Annotated in this window: 18 protein-coding genes and 1 pseudogene; 9 read left to right on the top strand and 10 right to left on the bottom strand. The window is 72.3% G+C overall.

Going from position 1 to position 20,412, the window contains the following annotated elements; all coding sequences use genetic code 11:
- Window positions 1-2: 2 nt before the first annotated feature.
- The 3 genes from F1615_RS00815 to F1615_RS00825 form a co-directional block, all read right to left on the bottom strand.
- Window positions 3-1,796, bottom strand: a complete 1,794-nt coding sequence (locus F1615_RS00815) for an asparagine synthase-related protein (RefSeq protein WP_149546873.1) — start codon at window positions 1,794-1,796, stop codon at window positions 3-5.
- 4 nt (window positions 1,797-1,800) lie between these two features.
- Window positions 1,801-1,920 carry a keywimysin-related RiPP gene (locus F1615_RS35515; protein WP_145828190.1) on the bottom strand — a complete coding sequence of 40 codons (120 nt, stop codon included), beginning with the start codon at window positions 1,918-1,920 and terminating at the stop codon, window positions 1,801-1,803.
- Between the two features lie 259 nt (window positions 1,921-2,179).
- The gene (locus F1615_RS00825; RefSeq protein WP_149546875.1) at window positions 2,180-2,650 is read right to left on the bottom strand and encodes a GntR family transcriptional regulator; all 471 of its coding nucleotides are present in this window, start codon (window positions 2,648-2,650) and stop codon (window positions 2,180-2,182) included.
- Between the two features lie 319 nt (window positions 2,651-2,969).
- On the opposite strand from F1615_RS00825, the gene F1615_RS00830 reads away from it, so the two are divergent.
- The 5 genes and pseudogenes from F1615_RS00830 to F1615_RS36070 form a co-directional block, all read left to right on the top strand.
- Window positions 2,970-3,446 carry a helix-turn-helix domain-containing protein gene (locus tag F1615_RS00830; RefSeq protein WP_149546876.1) on the top strand — a complete coding sequence of 159 codons (477 nt, stop codon included), beginning with the start codon at window positions 2,970-2,972 and terminating at the stop codon, window positions 3,444-3,446.
- A 60-nt stretch (window positions 3,447-3,506) separates the two neighbouring features.
- Window positions 3,507-4,022, top strand: a complete 516-nt coding sequence (locus tag F1615_RS00835) for a hypothetical protein (protein WP_149546877.1) — start codon at window positions 3,507-3,509, stop codon at window positions 4,020-4,022.
- A complete protein-coding gene (locus tag F1615_RS00840) occupies window positions 4,019-5,158 on the top strand; it encodes an MAB_1171c family putative transporter (protein WP_149546878.1) in 1,140 nt (379 codons plus the stop codon). Before F1615_RS00835 ends, F1615_RS00840 begins: the two co-directional genes overlap by 4 nt.
- Before the next feature lie 13 nt (window positions 5,159-5,171).
- Window positions 5,172-6,365: an amidohydrolase family protein gene (locus F1615_RS00845; protein ID WP_244328598.1), complete on the top strand. Its 1,194-nt coding sequence runs from the start codon at window positions 5,172-5,174 to the stop codon at window positions 6,363-6,365.
- 17 nt (window positions 6,366-6,382) lie between these two features.
- Window positions 6,383-6,562, top strand: a pseudogene (locus F1615_RS36070) (MFS transporter); the annotation flags it as partial.
- A 259-nt stretch (window positions 6,563-6,821) separates the two neighbouring features.
- On the opposite strand, the gene F1615_RS00855 reads toward F1615_RS36070, so the two are convergent.
- From F1615_RS00855 to F1615_RS00880, 6 genes are all read right to left on the bottom strand, one after another.
- Window positions 6,822-8,009 carry an MFS transporter gene (locus tag F1615_RS00855; RefSeq protein WP_149546879.1) on the bottom strand — a complete coding sequence of 396 codons (1,188 nt, stop codon included), beginning with the start codon at window positions 8,007-8,009 and terminating at the stop codon, window positions 6,822-6,824.
- A 5-nt stretch (window positions 8,010-8,014) separates the two neighbouring features.
- Entirely contained in the window at window positions 8,015-9,712 is a 1,698-nt protein-coding gene (locus tag F1615_RS37035; protein ID WP_425385609.1) for a GNAT family N-acetyltransferase, read from the bottom strand.
- Entirely contained in the window at window positions 9,709-11,040 is a 1,332-nt protein-coding gene (locus tag F1615_RS00865; RefSeq protein WP_208818224.1) for a DUF6271 family protein, read from the bottom strand. The genes F1615_RS37035 and F1615_RS00865 overlap by 4 nt, the downstream gene beginning before the upstream one ends.
- Window positions 11,037-12,062, bottom strand: coding sequence for a phytanoyl-CoA dioxygenase family protein (locus tag F1615_RS00870; RefSeq protein ID WP_149546880.1), 1,026 nt, complete (start codon window positions 12,060-12,062; stop codon window positions 11,037-11,039). Before F1615_RS00870 ends, F1615_RS00865 begins: the two co-directional genes overlap by 4 nt.
- A gap of 158 nt (window positions 12,063-12,220) precedes the next feature.
- A complete protein-coding gene (locus tag F1615_RS00875; RefSeq protein WP_149546881.1) occupies window positions 12,221-13,744 on the bottom strand; it encodes a glycoside hydrolase family 3 protein in 1,524 nt (507 codons plus the stop codon).
- Between the two features lie 160 nt (window positions 13,745-13,904).
- On the bottom strand, window positions 13,905-14,669 hold the full coding sequence (locus F1615_RS00880) for a GntR family transcriptional regulator (RefSeq protein ID WP_149546882.1): 765 nt from the start codon (window positions 14,667-14,669) through the stop codon (window positions 13,905-13,907).
- A 371-nt stretch (window positions 14,670-15,040) separates the two neighbouring features.
- Between F1615_RS00880 and F1615_RS00885 the strand changes: the two genes are divergently transcribed.
- The 4 genes from F1615_RS00885 (at window position 15,041) to F1615_RS00900 (ending at window position 19,720) form a co-directional block, all read left to right on the top strand.
- Window positions 15,041-16,318: an extracellular solute-binding protein gene (locus F1615_RS00885; RefSeq protein ID WP_149546883.1), complete on the top strand. Its 1,278-nt coding sequence runs from the start codon at window positions 15,041-15,043 to the stop codon at window positions 16,316-16,318.
- Window positions 16,319-16,406: 88 nt separating this feature from the next.
- Window positions 16,407-17,393 (top strand): carbohydrate ABC transporter permease, encoded by a 987-nt coding sequence (locus F1615_RS00890; protein WP_149546884.1) that lies wholly within the window; start codon window positions 16,407-16,409, stop codon window positions 17,391-17,393.
- A complete protein-coding gene (locus tag F1615_RS00895) occupies window positions 17,390-18,220 on the top strand; it encodes a carbohydrate ABC transporter permease (protein WP_149546885.1) in 831 nt (276 codons plus the stop codon). The genes F1615_RS00890 and F1615_RS00895 overlap by 4 nt, the downstream gene beginning before the upstream one ends.
- A gap of 9 nt (window positions 18,221-18,229) precedes the next feature.
- Complete coding sequence (locus F1615_RS00900) at window positions 18,230-19,720, top strand: glycoside hydrolase family 3 protein (protein WP_149546886.1); 1,491 nt, start codon at window positions 18,230-18,232, stop codon at window positions 19,718-19,720.
- Window positions 19,721-19,742: 22 nt separating this feature from the next.
- Here the strand turns inward: F1615_RS00900 and F1615_RS00905 are convergent, their stop codons facing one another.
- Window positions 19,743-20,333: a YdeI/OmpD-associated family protein gene (locus F1615_RS00905; protein WP_149546887.1), complete on the bottom strand. Its 591-nt coding sequence runs from the start codon at window positions 20,331-20,333 to the stop codon at window positions 19,743-19,745.
- Window positions 20,334-20,412 lie beyond the last annotated feature (79 nt).

Consider the following 20,412-nt stretch of genomic DNA (forward strand, 5'->3'; position numbering starts at 1 on the left):
CTTCAGATGGTGCGGAGCCAGACCTCGCAGGCGAGGGTGGCGTCGAGGCCGCCGTGCCGCAGTTCGGGCGACGAGGGCCGCAGGGTGATGTCCAGCAGCTTGTCGGCGTCGACCAGCCCGGCCTTGGCGAGCAGCGAGTCCCGCCACAGCTCGGCGAGGCGCTCGCGGTTCTCCCGCAGTCCGTTGGCGGCGTCGGCGGACGCCTCGCCCTTGGTGGTACGGCGCAGCAGCGCGTCGGGCATCCGGCCGCGCATCGCGCTCTTGAGCAGCGGTTTGAACTCCCACGGGGTGGCGCGCTCCTCGGACCTGACCGACCAGCAGGCCTCGACGACGCGGTCGTCGAGGAACGGACTGGCCAGGGGCAGCCCGCTGTGCTCGGCGACCTGGTGCAGGACACGGGTGGCCCGCGTGCCGTGGTGGAGGGTGTGCAGTTCGTTGTGCAGAGCGCGGCCGGCACCGCGCGGCTGGGCCGTGTGCGCGGCCTCGCGCAGGCTCCGGCGTACGGAGGCGGCGGCGTCCGCGGTGGCCCAGACCGGCAGGCGCGGCGGGATGTCCCAGCCGAAGACGTCCGGGCTGTGCGGCGCGGGCCGGGGCGCGGTGACGTCGTCGGCGACGTCGGCCAGCCACTGGCCGTACGGCCGGCGGTCGGTAAGGACGGCCAGGGTCTCCCGCAGCGACCAGCGGTTCTGGGCGCGGTAGCCGCGGATGCTGCGCAGGGCCGTGAGCGGGCGGGTGGTCAGCAGGTCGCGGTGGTGTGCGGGGTGCCCCCACAGGACGTGGTCGCCGCCCATGCCGGTGAGGTGGAGGCGCGATCCGCGGGCGAGGAGCCCGTCGTGGCCGACGAGCTGGCGCGGCTGGTCGAGGATGGTGGGGAGGGGCTCGTCGACGGGACCGCGCACGTCCAGCAGGCCGCTGTAGAACAGCGGGATGTCGTCGATGTCGAGCAGGATGTGCTCCAGGCCGTCGATCTCGGCGGCGGCGAGGCGGGCCCAGTGCACGTCGTCGTCGCCCGGGTCCCTGCTGGGCATGGTGAGCACGGGTAACGGCTCGCGGCTCACTCCGGCGGCGAGCGCGCAGACGGTGGTGGAGTCGAGACCGCCGGAGAGGTCGGCGCTGACGCTCCCGGCGGCGTCCACCCGCGTCCGCACCGCCTGGTCGAGCGCGTCGTGGAGCGCCTGCGCGCCCTCGGCGAGCGGGACGTGATGCCGCGGCGGCTCCCACCAGCGGACGGTCCGCGGGGCGGAACGGCCGAAGCGGAGGAGCTCACCGGGTACCACCGCGTGGACGCCGCGCCACAGGGGGACGTCACCCAGCGGATGCGGGACGAAGTCCAGCAGGCGCAGGGCGAGGACGTCGTCGTCGACCGGCGCGTCGAGGAGCCGGGCCAGGACGTCGGCGCGGTTGGCGGCGACGGTGGTTTTGTCCTCGGTGGCGTAAAAGAGGCGGCGCATCCCCGAGGCGGTGCCGCGTGCGTGGATCTCGCCGTGTGCCTCGACGACCACGTGGAAGTCGCCGGGCAGGCGGGTGGTGAGCCGGTCGACCGCGTCGACGTCGCGCAGTCCGGCGATGTGCGCGGCGAGTTCGCGTGCGCCGACCGGGGTGTGCCCGATCAGCGCCACGAAGATCCCGTGGTCGTTGCGGGCTTCTGCGGATCCGGTCCAGTCGCCCACGACGAACGGGTTCCCGGACGGGTGCGTGATGGTGCGTTCGGCGCGTGTCCCGAGGCGGGAGGCCACGGCGAGGGCGGCCCCACAGTCCGGAAACAGCGCGAACCATCCCTCGCCGTGGCCTGTCATCGGACTACCAGCCCAGGGGCAGGCGGACCTTGGGCTCGTGCGGTCCGCGCTTCAGGAATCCGGTGTCCTTGCGGAAGTCGCCGGCCTTGGACAGCGCCGGAACCTCGTAGACCTTCCTGGCCATGGTTTCATCCCTTCTCGCGTGGGTTTCTGGCGAGACGGCCCCGTTTCCCGGGATTGCGGTGGCCGCCTGGGAATGATCCTCGGCCGGGTGCCACCGGCCGCTCAAGGAGCGGCCGGTGGCCATCACGGTGCGTGGTCACGGCGCCGGGCCGTCCGGCACCCCCTCGTGAGGGGCCGCCACCTGGGAGGAAGGCGGCCGGGCGCCGGCGGATCCGCCGGTCCCCGTGCGAGGGATCACCGTGGTCTTCTTGGGTTGTTGGTCACTCTCCGCCTGAGCTTCCTTGGCTCCAGCCCGGCCGGCGGTGGTTCGCGCCGGACACCCCGCGGTGCGCCCTCCCGTGGCGCGCCGCGACCCGTGGCATCCGTTCGATGGCGGAGATGATGGCGGCGCGCGGGATGCCCGAGACGTCGGCGAGGTTGACGACCCGCTGGAGCTGGTCGGAAAGGTCGTCGAGGGCCACCGGGCGCGCTGCGGGGAGGACGACGACGCCCCGTCCGCGCCCGAAGTCGACGACCCCCTCGCTGCGCAGCATGCGCAACGCCCGCAGGATGGTGTTCTTGTTGGCGCCGTACTCCTTGCCGAGCTGGTCGGCGGGCGGAAGGTGCTCTCCCTGGGCGTAGCGGCCCGACGCGATGTCCATCCTCAGTCGCGCCCGGATCCGGGCGTAGAGCGGTACTTCGGTGGCACTGCTGTGGTGGCGGATGTCGGCCGCTCCCGAAGCAGTTGACATGTGTTGCTCCCCCTTCTGGCTCAAGTTGTGCTCAAGCACTCGCACCATGCCGACGGCACGCCGGGGCAGGGAACGCGGACCGTGAGTGGGAAGGCTCCGTGTGGTCGGTTCGGAGCCGGTCACGCCCGCGTCGTTCCCCCTGGTCCGGCGTCGATCCGAGTCGATGTCTCGGTGAGCGGTCCTTTCACGTCGGTCGACGGCCGGTGCAGCCGTACCGTAGCCCGCGGCTTGACGCGCTTCAACCGTCGTCGCCAGAGTGGGGGTTGCACCGCTTCACCTGAGTGGAGACACGAGCCGGGCCCGACAGGGGGTGGACGCCATGCCGGAGGAAACGGACAACAGCTTCGCCGACAAGCTGAACCGGCTCTTCGAGACCGTCAGGCCGGATCCGTCCCACGAGTACAGCAACGAGCAGGTGGCCTCCGCCATCCGCGCCGCCGGGGTGTCGATCTCGCAGAGCTACATCTGGCAGCTCCGCAAGGGCAGGAAGACCAACCCGACGCTCCGTCACCTCCAGGCGCTGGCCGAGTACTTCGGCGTGCCGACGGCCTATTTCGTCGACGACTCGACCGCGGCGCGCATCGAGGAGCAGCTCTCGGCGCTCGCCGCCGAGCAGGCCCGGCTGCACGAGGCGTCCCAGGGCAGCGACGTGAAGCTGATGGCGATGCGGGCGGGGCAGCTGTCCCGGCAGCACCGCAAGCAGGTGATGGACCTGCTGGACGTGGTGTACCGCCTGGAGCAGGCGGAGCGCGGCCTCGTCCGGGACGACGATGACCAAAATGTCCCTGGAACATGATTGCTTCAGCCCGTTGGATGGCATCTCGGGACCGGAGAGATCCACCAGCGGAGTTGGCTCGTGAACGAACGTGCGTTACGCAGGCGATGCCGGAGCATCCTCAGGGAACTCGGCATCACCCCGCCGCTCCGGGTCCCCGAGCTGTGCCGGCTCCTCGGTGAGCACCGGGGGCGGCCGATCCGGCTGATCCCGTACTCCCTGCCCGTGCCGGGGCCCTACGGTCTGTGGATCGCCGGCTCGCACGCGGACTACGTCTTCCACCAGAAGGAAACCAGCCAGGCGCACCAGGACCACATCGTGCTGCACGAGGTCGGGCACATCCTCGCGGACCACCGGGGGGACGGGGACGACGACGCCGTCTGGCAGGACCTGCTGCCGGACCTCTCGGCCGAGGCGGTCAACCGCGCGCTGCGGCGCACCTCGTACGGCGAGGCGCGTGAGCGGGAGGCCGAACTCGTGGCCACGATCATCCTCGAGTGGGCGTCGGTCCTCGACCGGATCACCCCTCGCGCCCCCGGTGACGTCTCGGCCCGGCGGGTGCACACGGCGCTGGCCGACCGGCAGGGGTGGCTGTGACCGTGCTGTCCCTGGTACTCGCCGTGGTCCTGTACGGCTCGCTGCTGTGGACCGTGCGTCAGGTGCTGTGCGATCCGTCCGACCGGCTGCTGCGCGCGGTGTTCCGCTGCCTGCTCTGCGCCGGCCTGTCCTTCCCGTTCGGCCTGCCCGCCTGCGTCCGCGTCGTCGACGGGCTCACCGGGGACGGTGCCGCCAAGCTGCTGCAGAACCTCTGCCTGCTGGGCGCCGTGCACTTCCTCGGATGCTTCTTCATCCACTCGGCGTCCGGCCCCGCGGACGCCCGGGCACGGGTACGGCGGCAGGTGGTGCCGTTCGCCGCCACCGCGGTGGTCGTCTCCGCGGCCATGGCCGTGACGCCGCACGCCGACCGGGGCCACACGTACGCGACGGCGGACATGCGGGTCCCCGGTGTCGCGGTCTTCTACCTCTCGGCCGGCGCCTACCTCACCTATGCCCTGGCGATGGCGCTGTTCTGGACGGTGCGGTACGCGAGACTGGCGGGCCGGCCCCTGGTGACGGGACTGTGGATGGTGGCGGCCGCCCTGGCCGGCATGGTGCTGGCCTCGACGGCGCGGGAGGGGCTGACCCTGGTCCGGCTGCTCGGCGGGGAGGTGCCCCGACCCGTGATCACCGGGGCGAAGCTCCTCCTCGACCTGGCGATTCCGCTCTTCGTGGCCGGCGTGGTCTGGCCGGGGCTCGTGACGCGCTGGGCCAGCATCCGCCTGTGGTGGCACCACGGCCGTGTCCACCGCCGGCTCGCCCCGCTGTGGACGGCACTGCACACCGCGTTCCCGGAGGACGCGCTCGAACGCACGCCCTCCGGGCGCCGCTGGAACGTGCTGAGTCCCCGGGGAGCGCGCCGGCGCTACTACCGCCGCGTCATCGAGTGCCGGGACGGTCTCGTGAGGATCAGTCCCTACCTGGCGCTGGAGGCGGCCGCGGCCGACGCCGACGCGCCCCTCCCGCCCGAGGTCGCCGCACGTCATCTGCGGACCGCGCTGCGGGCGTACGCCTCCGGCGCGGCGGCGCCCTCCCGGGCCGTCCCGGTCGCCCTGCCCGAGGGGAGCGACTCCGGACTGGCGGCCGACGTACGGCAGCTGACCCGCCTCTCCGAGGCGCTGGCCGCACAGTCCTGAACGAGGAGCGACAGTGGACACCCTGATCACGGCCGGGCGCGTGGTGGCCGGACCTCATTCCCAGGTCCTGGCGGACGGCGCCGTGCTGGTCCGCGACGGCGTCATCGCGGACACCGGACCACGCCGCGAGGTGGAGTCCCGTGCCCCGGCGGGCGTCCCCCGCCACGACCACCCCGACGGCACGCTGCTGCCCGGCCTCGTCGACGCGCACGTCCACCTCGCCCTGGACGCCGGGCCCGACCCGGTCACGGCGCTGTGCGGGGCGGACGACGCGACCGTGGCCAAGGGCATCGCGGAGCGTGCTCTCGGCCTGCTGAGCACGGGGGTCACCACCGTGCGGGACCTCGGCGACCGCAACGGGCTGGTGACGGAGTTCCGCGACGCCGTCGGGGCGGGCCGGCTGCCCGGCCCCCGTGTCCTGGCGGCGGGCACTCCCTTGACGGCACCCGGCGGACACTGCTGGTTCCTGGGCGGCGAGGTGTCCGGCGAGGACGCCGTGAGGGCGCTGGTCCGCCGCAACGTGGAGCGGGGCGCCGACCTCGTCAAGGTGATGGCCACGGGCGGGGGCATCACCAAGGGCGGTCCGCCGATCTGGGCGCCCCAGTTCACGGCCGGGGAACTGAGGGCCGTCGTGGAGGAGGCGGCGCGCGCGGGCCTGCCGGTGGCGGCGCACGCGCACGGCACCGAGGGCATTGTCGCGGCGGTTGCGGCCGGTGTGAGCACGATCGAGCACTGCACCTGGGTCGACCGGGACGGGTTCCGGCTCCTCGACGACGTCGTCGACGAGATCGCCGCCCGTGACATCCGGGTCTGCCCGGCGGCCAGCCCCGACTGGCGCGGCTTCGCCGAGCGCTGCGGCGCCGAGCGCGCGGCGGAGATGTTCGGCGGGATCCGGCGCATGCGTGAGCGCGGCGTGCGGCTGCTCACCGGCACGGACGCGGGCGTGAGCCGGGCGGTCTTCGACGACTTCGTGTCCAGCCTCGAGTTCTTCGCCCATCTGGGCTGCACCCCGGCGGAGATCGTGGACCTGGCCACCTGCCAGACGGCGGAGGCGATCGGGCTGCGGGGGGTCACGGGCCGCCTCCTGCCCGGTCTCCGCGCGGACCTCCTGGTCGTCGGCGGCGATCCCCTGACCGATCTCCAGGCACTGCGACGCGTCCGGCTGGTCATGGCGGACGGCCGCGTGCACACACCTGGGGGTGCATGACGAGCTTCCCCACGTGGGCGGGGGCGCTGGTCCGCCGGCTGGGACCGGCGCGTGACGCCGTGCTCGGCACGCTGCTGACGGGCGCCGGCACACCGGCCGCCGGTCCGGCCGGCTCCCTGGCCCTGTTCGCGGCGGCGTCGTTCCTCGCCGGGGCCATGGACGCGGTCACGGACGTCGCGCAGAACGCCCGCGGCCTGCCCGGACCCGACACCGAGCCGGCCGCGGAGGAGGACACCCCGGACGGTGACCGCCGGCAGGAGCGCGGGGTGACCGCGTGGAGCCGCACCACCTACGTGCCGGCCCCTCTCGTCCTCATGGCCCGGATCATCCCCGGCCGGTACCCCGCCCGGGGCCCGGCTCCGTCACCTCCCCCCTCCCGCGCTCGACGGCCGTCCGCAGCTCGCCCCCTGACGGCACGGCCGGGCCCTCGCATCCGTACGGGGGGCCGACGCCGTTTCAGCGCGGTACGGCCTCGCCCTCCCGTTCCCTCCAGCCGACCCACCGCGAGCACACCGCCACCAGCACCGCGGAGGCCGCGACCACCGCCATGCCGACCGTCAGATCGGTGTGTCCGGCGACGAAGCCGATGAGGGCCGGGCCCGCGAGGAGGCCGGTGGTGCCCATGGCGGCGACCAGGGCCAGGGCGCCCGGTCCCTCGGCCGCCGCGGCGACGTAGAGACAGGGGGTCACCGTCGCCATGCCCAGACCGACGCAGGCGAAGCCGATGAGCGCGGGCCAGGTGCCACCGGCCAGCAGGGCGAGGGCCAGTCCCGCACCGGCCACGGTGCTGCCCACCCGGACCAGGCGCGCGTCGCCCCAGCGGCTCCGCCAGCCGTCCCCCAGCAGCCGCGCCAGCACCATCATCACCGAAACGACGGCGATGCCCAGCGGCGCCAGCTGCCCCGACGCGCCGGTCTCCTCCGTCAGGTAGAGCGCCGACCAGTCGTTCATGGCGCCCTCGACGACCGTGCCGAACACCATGGCGCAGCCCAGCCAGAGGGCCGTGCGCGAGGCGCCGGACAGGCTCCGCAGGCCCTTCTTCTCCTCCGTGGGCCGCTCCCCGGGCGCGGGAGCCGGGTCGTCGGGCGACAGGCGGGTCCGCGCGCCGGCCAGCAGCAGCACCGACAGCGCCGCCGCCACCGCGAAGTGCGCGGTCAGGGAGTGCGTCACGCCGTTCATGCCGGAGGCCAGCAGCGCGCCCCCGAGCGAGCCGCCGCTGAACGTCGCGTGCAGCTGGGCCATCGCGGCCCGCCCGTGACGGGACTCCAGTGCGGCGCCCTGCGCGTTCATGGCGACGTTGAGGCAGCCGACGGCCACCCCGTCCACGAAGATCACCAGCAGCACCAGCGGGTAACTGCCGGCCGTGGACAGCGCGGGCAGCACCGCCACCATGACCAGGGCGGACCAGAGCGCCAGCCGCCGTGAGCCCAGCCGCCGCATCAGATGGGCGATCAGCGGGAAGGCCACCGCGGCCCCGACCCCGCACACCATCAGCAGCAGACCCACCTGTGTCTCGCCCAGGCCGAACCGGGACTTCAGGGCGGGCAGCCGGGAGGCCCAGGTGGCGTACTGGAAGCCGAGGAAGCAGAACAGCGCGGCCGTCGCCAGTTGGTCACGGCGGAAATCGCCGAGTGTGGACAGCATGAGCGTCAGGACCCCTCTTCCGGGCCGCCGGAGCGGTGGTACTGGACCGGGCAGGACATGTAGACGGCGCCGTCGCCGTAACTCCCGTGGAGCTCGGCCCCCGGGTCGGGCCGGTAGCCGTGCCGGACCCAGAAGCTCTCCGTCCCGCCGACGGCGATCAGCGAGATCCGCTCGTACGACGACCTGCCCGCGACCGCCGTGAGGTGGCGCAGGAGCCTGCTCCCCAGCCCTCGGCCGCGCAGGTCGTCCGCGATCACGAGGTCGTGCAGGTGCAGATTGCGCGAGTCGAACGTCCGCTCCTCCGGCCGGGTCAGATCGGGGTAGCGGAACCGGGGGTAGGGCAGGGCGAGGACGTAGCCCGCCACACGGTCCCCGGTCTCCAGGACGAAGCAGGTCCCCGGGGACGCCCGGCCCCGGGAGCGCAGCGCCCGGTCCCCCTCGGACAGGGAGGCAGGCGCGTACGCCTCCGCCTCCAGGGCGGCGATCCGCGGCCAGTCGCCCTCGGTGACGGCACGGATGCGTACGTCCGGACCGTCACCGCCCACGCAGACGCGCGGGAGCGGACCGAAGCCGTTGAAGCCCTCGGTCGTGTAACTGGCGGCGTAGGCGCCGGTGGACAGCACCCAGACCGGGTCGCCCGACGCGACCTCCCGCGGCACCCGTACCCGGCGGTGCTCGTGGGCGTAGGCGTCGTCGCTGTCGCAGGTGGGGCCCGCGACGACGGCCGGCACCAGGTCCGCGTCGGTCAGGCCGGGGTGGGACGGGAAGACGAGCGGGTACTGCACCTCGTCCATCTCGTACAGCCCGTTGAACTTGCCGCAGCTCAGATACAGCCAGTGCTCACGCTCCCCGTCCGGCTGCAGCCGTGACGTCAGCCGGGCGACATGGGCCCTGATCGCTCCGTGGCCGGCGACCAGATGGCGGCCCGGTTCCACCACGAAGCCCAGGGGACGGGGCGAGAGGCCGGCGAGCCGCTCCATGCCCTCGCGCAGCACGGCGAAGATCTTGTCCAGCGGAGGGTCCAGTGGTGCGCCCCGGCGGTCGACGTAACCGAGTGCCGGCAGCCCGCCGCCGAGGTTGACGTGGTCCGGCACGATCCCCCGCCCGTGCAGTGCCGTGAGGACGTCGGCCAGGGTCGCGAAGGCCTGCTGCCACGCCTCGGCGGTCATCTGCTGGGAACCGACGTGCACCGACAGCCCGGCGGGGACAAGGCCCGCGTCCCGTGCCGTCTCCAGCACCCGCACGGCGTCGTCCGCCGAGCACCCGAACTTCCGGCTCAGCCCCCACAGCGCGCCCTCACCGGTGGTCGCCACCCGGCAGAACACCCGTGCGCCCGGCGCGTGTCCGGCCAGCGCCGCCACGTCCTCCACGCTGTCCGTGGCGAAGTCCCGGATGCCGAGCCGGTGCGCCTCGGCGATGTTCCGGTCGGACTTGACCGTGTTGCCGTAGTGGATCCGGTGCACCGGCACACCCGTCGCCAGAGCGAGGGTGATCTCCCGGGGGCTCGCCGCGTCGAAACCGGCGCCCCGGCCCGCCAGGCGGGCCAGGACCTCCTGAACCGGACACGCCTTCATGGCGAACCGCACGTCCACGCCGGGCAGTTCCCCGATCAGGGTGTCGTACCGGGCGGCCACCCCGTCCAGGTCGTAGACGAGCGCGTCCTCGGTGGCGGCCGCGAGAGCGGAACGCAGGGCCCCGTTCACCGGGGGGTTCCCCGCACCTCGACGCCCCCGCTCGCTGTGACCAGGGCCTCCCAGGACTCGATCAGCAGCACGAAGTCCTCGGTGTCGCGCGCCGCCTCCTCCAGCAGCCGCTCCCGGTCCGCCGCCATGCCGCGCGCGAACTCGGCGTACTTACCGCCCAGCCGGGTGTACGCCGCCTCGACGGTGTCCAGCCGGTGCGCGTTCCCGGTGCGGTCCAGTCCCACGCTCTCGGTGAGGAACGCGGCGAACGGCGCCGGGTCGAGGCGCCCCTCGTCGTCCAGCAGCCCGGCTCCCGCCCCGGCCATCCGGTCGTAGACGTGGTGCAGGTACGGCATCGACAGCAGGAACTTCACGAACCGGGTCTGGTACGCCAGGAATCCGGCGTGGGTGCGGCGCTCCCCGGTGTAGTAGTTCTCGATGTGCCGGTTGTGCAGGACCCCGGGCAGCTCGGCGTCGTACACGGCGTGGATGAGGAAGTAGTCGCTGCCGATGGTCGCGGTGGCCGGCGGCAGCGGCAGCCGTTCGTACACGTCCCGGGTGAACGCGATGTTGGACATGTCGACGCGCATCGGGTCGACCAGCGTCAGCGTCGAGTGGTCTCCCGTGAAGGGCACCGGTCCGGCGCCCCTGAAGGACTCCTCGACCAGGGCCCGCTTCTCCTCGTCCGGCCAGTGTGCGGGCGCCCACAGGCCGACGACCTCCTCGTACACCTCCTTGTCGAGCTCCTGGATCTCGCCGATGTCGACGGAGAGTTCCCCGATGAAGGAGGCGCCCACCATCGAGACGGGGCGATGGGCCAGCGCGGGGTCGAGGGCCACCTCCGACACCGCGGTCACGGCCTCCGAGGCGCGTCGGCCCAGGGACGCCAGCTCGTGGTGGACGGGGAAGACCGGTTCTCCGTCGAGGAGTTGATAACGGGAGTCGGAGTCCCGCCGGTGCACCGAGCGGCAGCCCAGTGCGGCCGCCACGAGGAAGGCGCGGTTGGTGCAGGCGCCGTAGGAGACGGCGTCCGGGAGCATGAGGTCGAGCAGCCGGTCCGGCCCGGGGAGCGCGGACCGCTCGATCGCCGTGCGCAGGAAGTCCCGCTGGGCCGTCTCGTCGAGGTGGTGCACGACGACGTGCGGCACCTCGGGGAGTGCGGCGACCGTCCGGGCGTGGGCGGCCAGGGTCGCTTCGTCGCAGGAGTCGAGGATCAGCAGACGCACTTCGACGTCGAAGTTCCGGACGGCGTGGGCGGCTTCGGCGCCGATGGCCGTGATGGCCGCGGAGCACTCCCTGTTGGTCGGGAGGGCCAGGCATATCCGGTGCACGTCGGTTCCCCGCCTCATCGTGTCCCCTCGTGCCAGGCGTCGAGCCCCAGCAACGTGCGCCCCAGGCCGTTGAGTTCGGCCGGCCCGTAGCGCAGGGACTCGTGCCGCTCCGCGTCGCCGAGCAGGGTCGCGTTCCAGTCGGGCGTGCTGAGCGTGCGCCAGGACTCCACCCGCGACCGGCGCAGCATCTCGTGCTCCTCGAGCGCGGGCATCATCGACAGGTACTGCACCGCCCGCACCCCGTCGGCCGAGGTGTTGGGGGCCACGCCGTGCGCCAGCATCCCGTTGAAGATCAGCAGGTCACCGGCCTCGAGCCGGGGCCGGACGACGGGGAACTCCGTGCGGTCGGCCCCGGGCCGGATCGGGTCCCGGCCGGGGGGCTGCCCGGCCTTCCACTCGTCGAACCGGCGGAAGAGCTCCGGAGAGCACTGGAAGCCGCCGTGGCCCGGTTCCGTGCCGGTGAGCGCGATGATGCCCTGCACCCGCTGCGGCGGCACACTCGCCGTGGTGTCCACGTCCCAGTGCAGCTCGATGTCGAAGCCCTCGTCCGCGGGATCGATCAGGGAGCGCGAGCGGTTCCTCACGTTGGGCGGATTCAGGTTGAGCCGGTCCAGGGTGACCCAGAGCTCCTCGCAGTCCCAGACGTCCACGAAGGCGTCGTGGACCCGCCGGGTCTGCCGGCTGTCCCAGATCAGCTGGTGGTGGTACGCCTCGACGAAGCCGTAGACGAACAGGTCCCGGTCGAGGTCCGAGCGGAAGGTGCGCTCCCGGTACCAGGTGTCGGGGCGCCGCGGGTCGAGGCCCTGGAACTCCCAGGCGAACTCCAGCAGCAGCTTGGCCGCGTCGGGGGAGATCGCCTCCGGGACCACCACGTAGCCGTGGTTCTGCCAGGACGCGAACTGCTCCTCGGAGAGCACCCGCAGCGGCAGGTCCTTGGTCAGATGCCTCAGCTGCGTCTCGGCGAGGTAGGTCTCACCGTCGGCGCTGAAGTAGGGGCGCTCGGAGGCGGCGCGGTGTAAGTAGCGGTGGTGCGTCGTCATGCGGTACTCCGGAGATCGGGATCACTCACGGCGTGCGGACCGAAGGAATGAGGGAAGGAAGGACGGAAGGAAGGACGGAAGGACGGAAGGACGGAAGGAAGAAGGGAAGGAGGAGGGAAGAGGGAAGAAGGAGGGAAAGAGGGAGGAAGGCCGGTGCCCTACGGTCCGGTGTGTCCCACCAGGACCTCGGCCGCGGCGATGCCCGACACCCGCGTGGCCCCGTACGTCGCCAGATACACCGCACCGGGACGCGCACCCACGGGTACGCCCATCTCGACGACGCACGCGTCGGGACGGCGGCGGACCAGGCGGGCGAGCGCGCGGGTCATCCAGCCGTAGCGGGCGGCGTCCCGGACGACCACGACCAGCGGACGGCCGTCCGCCGGGCGGAGCGCCAGCAGATCCAGCACCTCGTCGCCGTCCCGGAGCTGCGGTTCGCCGAGCCGGACGGACGTGGTGCCCGGGCGCAGCGTCCTGAGAGGTTCCGCCACACCCCAGGGGGTCCCGGGGTCGATGGCGAGGGTGGTGTCGGGGGCCAGTTCCACCACGTGGGGGGTGCCCACGAGCGGGAACAGGGTGTCCAGGTCCGGCTTGTGGTGGATGTGGACGGCCCGCCGGGCCGCCGCCAGACCGAGGCCGGGGGAGGTGCAGCGGGGCTCGGGGGCCGTGCGTCGCAGGGTGCCCGCCCACTCGGCGAACTCCTTTACCCGCCCGGCCGCTTCGGCCAGTCGCCGCTCCGGCAGGTGCCCGTCCAGTACGGCCCTCACCAGGGCGCCGGCCAGCCGGGCCGTGGTCGCCTCGTCGGCGTGCCCGCCGCCGACGCAGACCGTGTCGGCACCGGCGGCGACGGCCCGGACGGCGGCGCCCGCCATGCCGTAGCGGTCGGCCACGGCGCCCATCTCCACGGCGTCGGTCACGACCAGTCCCGTGAAGCCGAGTTCGCCGCGCAGCAGGTCACCGACGACGGGGCGGCTCAGGGTCGCCGGCCACCGGTCGTCGTAGGCGGGGACGAGCAGATGCGCGGTCATCACGGCCCGTACGCCCGCGTCCATCGCCGCGATGAACGGCGGCAGCGCGGTCAGCGCGAGCGTGCCGGCGCCGGCCGAGACCCGCGGCAGCCCGTGATGGGAGTCGACGACGGTGTCACCGTGGCCGGGGAAGTGCTTGGCGCACGCGGCGACACCCGCCGACTGCAGCCCCCGCACCCAGGCGGCGGCGTGCCGTGAGACCACGTCGGGGCGCGCCCCGAAGGAGCGCACCCCGATCACCGGATTCAGCGGGTTGGTGTTGACGTCGGCGCTCGGCGCGTAGTTCAGGGTGATGCCGAGACCGTGCAGTTCCCGGCCGACGTCCCGGGCGACCTGCTCGGTGACATCGATGTCGTCGAGCGTACCGAGGGCCAGGTTGCCCGGACGGGACGCCCCGGTGCGGGCCTCGAGCCGGGTGACGTCGCCCGCCTCCTCGTCGACGGCGACGACGAGGCCGGGGTTCTCCGCGTGCAGGGCTGTGGTGAGCCCCGCGACCTGTTCCGGACCGTTGATGTTCCGGCCGAACAGGACGACGGAGGAGAGCCCCTCGGAGATCCGGCGGCGTACCCAGTCGGGCACCGTCGTCCCCTCGAAGCCCGGCTGGAGCACGGAGTGCGCCCACCGCAGCAGTCGCGGGTGGCTGCTCTCGGTCATGCGGGACCTCCGTGCGGGGGTGTGCACGCGGCGGATGCGAGAGGAACGCGCCACGAATGGTTCAGACCAATGCGATGGTGGACTGGACCAATGGAGTGTGTCAAGGAACGGACACGCGAACTCCCGGTGCACCGCGCCGCGTTGACGACGAACGGCCCGGTCAGGGCCTCGGACGCGTCAGGGTCGCGGTGAACTTGTAGCGCGAGCCGCGGTACACCGAGCGGACCCACTCCACCGGCGTCCCCGTCTCGTCGCGCGAGTGGCGGGACAGCAGCAGCATCGGCAGGCCCACGTCCGTGTCGAGCAGCCCGGCCTCGCGCGGTGTCGCCGGGGAGGTCTCGATCGTCTCGTCGGCCTCCGCCGGCCGGACGCCGTACACCTCGGCGAGGGTGGTGTACAGCGAGGTGTAGCGCGACAGGTTGCGGCGCAGTTGGGGGAAGCGCCGGGCGGACAGGTGGGTCGCCTCGATCGCCATCGGCTCGCCGCCGGCCAGCCGCAGCCGCTCGACGCGCAGCACCCTGTCCCCGGGTTCCATCTCGAGCAGGGCCGCCAGTTCGGCGTCGGCGGGGACGTAGCCGATGTCCAGGACCTGCGAGGCGGGGTTGAGCCCCTGGGCCCGCATGTCCTCGGTGTACGAGGTGAGCTGGAGGGTCCGGTACACCTTGGGGCGGGCGACGAACGTCCCCTTGCCCTGGATGCGGTCGAGCCGGCCTTCTCCCACCAGCTCCTGCAGGGCCTTGCGCACCGTGGTGCGGGAGGTGCGGAACTCGACGGCGAGCAGGCGCTCGGCGGGCATCGGGGAGCCCGGTGCGCGCTCGTCGGTCATCTGCAGTAACCGCTGCTTGATGCGGTAGTACTTCGGAACGCGACCGATACGGCCCGGCGCCCCCGTGTCTGCCTGGGCGCTGCTGACGTCCGTGCTCATGACCTGCCTTCCGGCTGCGGTGTCCGGCGCGCGGACGGCGGGGGCCGGCCGCGGTGCACGTCGGCGGACGGCCGGGTTCGGCGCCGCACGCTCGGCGATCCCGTTATAACCGTGAGTTCTCGCTTTGGTCTAGTCCAACGGTCGACCCGCCCGCCTTTGGGTGGAGTTCTGCGGTCCCGTGGAGGTGTCCGAGCCGTTATCCGGGCGTGGGTCCGCGACCCTTGACAGAGCCATAGGTCTAGGCCAAGCTCCCCTTGCTGGTCTAAACCATTTAGAGGAAGCCGGGTCCCAGCCCGCCGAGCTGTTGCGCCGTTGTGAGGGTCACCGCCGAGGGCGTGGGTGTGCAAGGCATTCCTGAGGAGGGGTGGCGCGTGAAGCGCAAGCTGATAGCCGCGATCGGGGTCGCGGGCATGTTGTTCTCCGTCGCCGCGTGCGGCGGCGACGACGGTGACGGCGGCAAGAAGGCCGGCGCGGACGGTTACGCCGGCGAGACGCTCACCGTGTGGGTGATGGACGGCTCGTCGCCGGACCAGTGGCAGAAGGACCTCGCCGCCGAGTTCGAGAAGAAGACCAAGGCGAAGGTCACGTTCGAGGTCCAGCAGTGGAACGGCATCCAGCAGAAGCTGACCACCGCGCTGTCCGAGGAGAACCCCCCGGACGTCTTCGAGATCGGCAACACCCAGACCCCGGCCTACGCCAAGACCGGCGGCCTGGCCGACCTCGCCGACCTCAAGTCCGAGATCGGCGGCGAGTGGACCGAGTCGCTCAACGAGTCGTCCATCTTCGAGGGCAAGCAGTACGCCGCGCCCTGGTACTTCGCCAACCGCGTCGTCCTCTACAACAAGAAGGTCTGGGCGGACGCCGGCCTCAAGGACACGCCGAAGACCCGCGACGAGTTCTACGACGCGCTCAAGACGATCGGTGACAAGACCGACGCCGAGCCGATCTACCTGCCCGGCCAGAACTGGTACCACTTCGTCGGTCTGGTGATCGGCGAGGGCGGCGAGCTGGTCAAGAAGGACGGCGACACGTACGTCTCCAACCTCGACGACCCGAAGGTCGCCGCCGCCGCGGAGACCTACAAGAAGTTCCAGGCGCTGTCCGAGGCGCCCAAGGACAAGGACGAGGCCACCCCGCAGCAGGGCGAGGTCTTCGCCAAGGGCAAGACCGGCGCGTTCATCGGCATGGGCTGGGAAGCCGGCATCGCGATCAAGGCCAACCCGAAGATCGAGAAGGAGATCGGCTACTTCACCATCCCGGGTGAGACCGCCGACAAGCCCGAGGGCGTCTTCCTGGGCGGCTCCAACCTCGCGGTCGCCGCGGGCAGCAAGAAGCAGGACCTCGCCAAGGAGTTCCTGAAGATCGCCCTCTCCGACAAGTTCGAGGGCCAGCTGGCCAAGCTCAACGGCGTCATCCCCAACAAGGAGTCGCTGCAGAGCAACCTCGAGGGCAACGCCCCCGCCGAGGCCGCCGCGCCTGCCGCCGCCGTGGGCGGCACCACGCCGCTGATCCCCGAGTGGGCCGCGGTCGAGAACGCGCCCAACCCGATCAAGACGTACCTGACCGCCGTGCTGAACGGCAAGTCCCCGGCCGAGGCCGCGAAGCAGGTCGAGGGCGAGTTCAACAAGCGCCTGGCGCAGCAGCAGTAGAAGCGCAAGCACTCCGACCGGAGCGGGGACCGGCCGTACGACGGTCCCCGCCCCGGCGTTGAACAGGCCGAGAAGAGAGATCGCGAGCATGACCGTGCAGACCGAACGGCCGCCCTCCGGCCCGGCGGACGTCCGCAAGACGGACGACGGGGGATCCGGCAGGCCCACACCGCGAGCCGCGTCGCGCGCCGGCGCGCTCGCCCCGTACCTGTTGCTGCTGCCCGCCTGCGCGGCCACCGTGCTGCTGCTCGGCTGGCCGCTGCTCAAGGACGTGCTGCTGTCGTTCCAGAACCTCAACATGGCGCAGCTGATCCAGCACGTCACCGAGTGGAACGGCATCGACAACTACAAGGAGGTCCTCACCGGCGAGGACTTCTGGCGGGTCACCCTCCGCTCCATCCTGTTCACGGCGGTCAACGTCGTCCTGACCATGGTGCTCGGCGCGCTCACCGGCCTGCTGCTCGCCCGCCTCGGCAAGCGCATGCGGTTCACCCTGCTGATCGGCCTGGTGCTGGCCTGGGCCATGCCCGTGGTGGCCGCCACCACCGTCTACCAGTGGCTGTTCGCCCAGCGCTTCGGCGTCGTCAACTGGGTCCTGGACAAGCTCGGCTGGCACTCCATGGCCGACTACAGCTGGACCAGCAGCCAGATGTCGACGTTCTTCGTCGTGACCCTGCTGATCGTCTGGATGTCCATCCCGTTCGTCGCGATCAACCTCTACGCGGCGACCACCACCATCCCCGGCGAACTGTACGAGGCCGCCTCCCTCGACGGCGCCGGCGCCTGGCGGAGCTTCACCACGGTCACCCTGCCGGTCCTGCGGCCGTTCCTCTACGCCACGACGTTCCTGGAGATCATCTGGATCTTCAAGGCGTTCGTCCAGGTCTTCACCTTCAACGGCGGCGGCCCCGACCGGCTCACCGAGATCCTGCCCGTCTACGCCTACATCGAGGGCGTCGGCAACCAGCACTACGGCATGGGCGCGGCGATCGCCGTACTGACCGTCCTGATCATGCTCGGCCTGACCGCCTACTACCTCAGGATCGTGCTCAAGCAAGAGGAGGACGAGCTGTGAAGCGCTCGCTCTTCGGCCGCCTGTGGCCCAACGCCACGGCCGTCGTCCTGTTCGTCGTCTTCGTCTTCCCCGTGTACTGGATGTTCGCCACGGCGTTCAAACCGACCGGCGACATCATCTCGGAGACTCCCGTCTGGTTCCCGACCGAGGTCACGTTCGAGCACTTCAGGACGGCTACCGACGCCGACCACTTCTGGACGTACGTCCGCAACTCGCTGACCGTCACCGGCCTGGCCGTCGTCTTCTCCCTGATCATCGCGCTGGCCGGCTCCTTCGCCCTGGCGCGCATGCGGTTCAAGGGCCGGCGCGGCTTCGTCATCGGCTTCATGCTCGCCCAGATGGCGCCGTGGGAGGTCATGGTCATCGCGATCTACATGATCGTGCGGGACGCCTCGATGCTGAACAGCCTGGTGCCCCTCACGGCCTTCTACATGATGATGATCCTGCCCTTCACCGTCCTGACGCTGCGCGGCTTCGTCGCCGCCGTGCCGAAGGAGCTGGAGGAGTCGGCGATGGTCGACGGCTGCACCCGCGCCCAGGCCTTCCGCCGGGTCATCCTGCCGCTGCTCGCGCCGGGCCTGATGTCCACCTCGATGTTCGGCTTCATCACCGCCTGGAACGAGTTCCCGCTCGTGCTGGTGCTCAACAAGGACGCCGGGGCGCAGACCCTGCCCCTGTGGCTCTCCAGTTTCCAGACCCAGTTCGGCAACGACTGGGGCGCGACCATGGCCGCCTCGTCCCTGTTCGCCGTCCCGATCCTGATCCTCTTCGTCTTCCTGCAGCGCAGGGCCGTCAGCGGCCTCACCGCGGGCGCCGTGAAGGGATAACGCCACCCGATGACGACATTCACCACCGGCACCGACACCCTCACCCGGGACGCGCTCGCCGTGCTGCAGCCCGGCTTCGCCGGCACCACCGCGCCCGACTGGGTGCGCCGCCGGCTGGGCGAGGGCCTCGCCTCCGTCGCCCTCTTCGGCCGCAACGTCACCACCGCCGAGCAGGTCACCGCCCTCACCGCGCAACTGCGGGCCGAGCGGGACGACCTGCTGGTGGCCATCGACGAGGAGAGCGGCGACGTCACCCGCCTGGAGGTCCGCACCGGTTCCTCCTTCCCCGGCAGCCACGCCCTCGGCGCCGTCGACGACACCGGCCTGACCCGGGGCGTCGCCCGCGAACTGGGCCGCAGGCTCGCCGAGTGCGGGGTCAACTTCAACTGGGCCCCGTCGGCCGACGTCAACGCCAACCCCGACAACCCGGTGATCGGCGTGCGCTCCTTCGGCGGGGACACCGCCCTGGTCGCCCGGCACACCGCGGCCTACGTCGAGGGCCTGCAGTCCACCGGCGTCGCCGCCTGCACCAAGCACTTCCCCGGCCACGGCGACACCAGCGTCGACTCCCACCACGCTCTCCCGCACATCGACCTCGACGCCACGACGCTGCACGAGCGTGAACTCCAGCCGTTCCGGGCGGCGATCGCGGCCGGCACCCGGGCCGTCATGAGCGCGCACATCCGGGTGCCGGTCCTCGACCCGGACCGCCCGGCCACGCTCTCCCGGCGCATCCTCACCGACCTGCTGCGCGGCGAGCTCGGCTACCGCGGACTGATCGTCACCGACGGCATGGAGATGCGCGCCATCTCCGGCACGTACGGACTGGAGCACGGGGTCGTCCTCGCCATCGCCGCCGGCGCCGACGCGATCTGCGTGGGCGGCGGGCTGTGCGACGAGGGCACGGTGCAGAGCCTCCAGGACGCGCTGGTGAACGCCGTGCGCTCCGGCGAACTGCCGGAGGAGCGGCTCGCCGACGCCGCCGCCCGGGTCCGCGCCCTGGCCGAATGGACCGCCGGCGTACGGCGCTCCCCGGCCGCGACGGCCGCCCCCGAGCCGGGGATCGGCCTCATGGCGGCCCGCCGCGCGGTGACCGTCACCCGAGCCGCGGCCGCCGCGCCGGTCACCGGACCGCTGTACGTAGCCACCTTCAGCCCGGCCCCGAACATCGCCGTGGGCGACGAGACCCCGTGGGGCGTCGGCGCGGAGCTGGAGCGGCTGCTGCCGGGCACGGCCACCGGCAGCTTCACCGGCCCCGACGCCGGTGACCGGGCGCTGAGGGCGGCGGCCGGCCGGCGCGTCGTCGCCGTGGTACGCGACGAGCACCGGCACCCGTGGATGCGCACGGCCGTGGACACGCTGCTCGCCGCCGATCCGGACACCGTGGTCGTGGAGATGGGCGTGCCGCAGTCCGCGCCGCGCGGCGCCCTGCACGTCGCCACCCACGGCGCGGCCCGCGTGTGCGGCGTGGCGGCCGCGGAGGCGGTCGTCGCGGGCTGACCCGCCGCCGCGGCCCCGGCGGTCAGGGGTGCATCGTCTTCCCCTCGGCGAGCATGGCGACGAACTTCCCGATGCGCGCCGCCCGGGTCTGCGGCCGCTTCGCCTCCTCGATCCGGTGCAGGATCGCATAGCGGTTGCGGCTGTCCAGGGTCGTGAAGAAGTCGCGGGCGCCGGGTGCCGCGTCCAGCGCGGCCCGCAGGTCGTCGGGGACGGTCGCCGTGCTCGGGCTCGCGTACGCGGCCTCCCAGCGGCCGTCCGCCCGCGCCTTCTCCACCTCCCGCAGGCCGGGCGGCCGCATCCGCCCCTGCTCGATGAGGTCCAGGGCCTTCTGCCGGTTGACCGCCGACCATCGGCTGCGCGGCCGCCGGGGAGTGAAACGCTGGAGCCAGTACGTGTCGTCCAGCTTCTTCTTGTGCCCGTCGATCCAGCCGTAGCACAGCGCGGACTCCAGCGCTGTGGCGTAGTCGACCCCGGCGATCCCGGATCCCTTCCGCGGAATCCTCAGCCACACCCCGCCGGGGTCGCCGTGATGCTCCGCCAGCCACTCCTCCCAGTCCGCCTGCGTCCCGAAGGCGCGCACCGGCCCCACCACACCGTCCGCTTCATCAGCCATGGGCCCATGCAACCGGCCGGCGGGATCCCGGTCAACGCGGGTGCCCGGCCCGGCAGTCGGGCGACCGCGACGGCCGGCC

It is taken from the genome of Streptomyces marokkonensis, assembly GCF_008312835.1.
Taxonomy (GTDB): domain Bacteria; phylum Actinomycetota; class Actinomycetes; order Streptomycetales; family Streptomycetaceae; genus Streptomyces; species Streptomyces marokkonensis_A.

Excerpts from the sequence above, each read along its gene's own strand:
- F1615_RS00815 (WP_149546873.1), bottom strand. The coding sequence starts at position 1,796 with ATGACAGGCCACGGCGAGGGATGGTTCGCGCTGTTTCCGGACTGTGGG.
- F1615_RS35515 (WP_145828190.1), bottom strand. The coding sequence starts at position 1,920 with ATGGCCAGGAAGGTCTACGAGGTTCCGGCGCTGTCCAAGGCCGGCGAC.
- F1615_RS00825 (WP_149546875.1), bottom strand. The coding sequence starts at position 2,650 with ATGTCAACTGCTTCGGGAGCGGCCGACATCCGCCACCACAGCAGTGCC.
- F1615_RS00830 (WP_149546876.1), top strand. The coding sequence starts at position 2,970 with ATGCCGGAGGAAACGGACAACAGCTTCGCCGACAAGCTGAACCGGCTC.
- F1615_RS00855 (WP_149546879.1), bottom strand. The coding sequence starts at position 8,009 with ATGCTGTCCACACTCGGCGATTTCCGCCGTGACCAACTGGCGACGGCC.
- F1615_RS00865 (WP_208818224.1), bottom strand. The coding sequence starts at position 11,040 with ATGAGGCGGGGAACCGACGTGCACCGGATATGCCTGGCCCTCCCGACC.
- F1615_RS00870 (WP_149546880.1), bottom strand. The coding sequence starts at position 12,062 with ATGACGACGCACCACCGCTACTTACACCGCGCCGCCTCCGAGCGCCCC.
- F1615_RS00875 (WP_149546881.1), bottom strand. The coding sequence starts at position 13,744 with ATGACCGAGAGCAGCCACCCGCGACTGCTGCGGTGGGCGCACTCCGTG.
- F1615_RS00880 (WP_149546882.1), bottom strand. The coding sequence starts at position 14,669 with ATGAGCACGGACGTCAGCAGCGCCCAGGCAGACACGGGGGCGCCGGGC.
- F1615_RS00890 (WP_149546884.1), top strand. The coding sequence starts at position 16,407 with ATGACCGTGCAGACCGAACGGCCGCCCTCCGGCCCGGCGGACGTCCGC.
- F1615_RS00900 (WP_149546886.1), top strand. The coding sequence starts at position 18,230 with ATGACGACATTCACCACCGGCACCGACACCCTCACCCGGGACGCGCTC.
- F1615_RS00905 (WP_149546887.1), bottom strand. The coding sequence starts at position 20,333 with ATGGCTGATGAAGCGGACGGTGTGGTGGGGCCGGTGCGCGCCTTCGGG.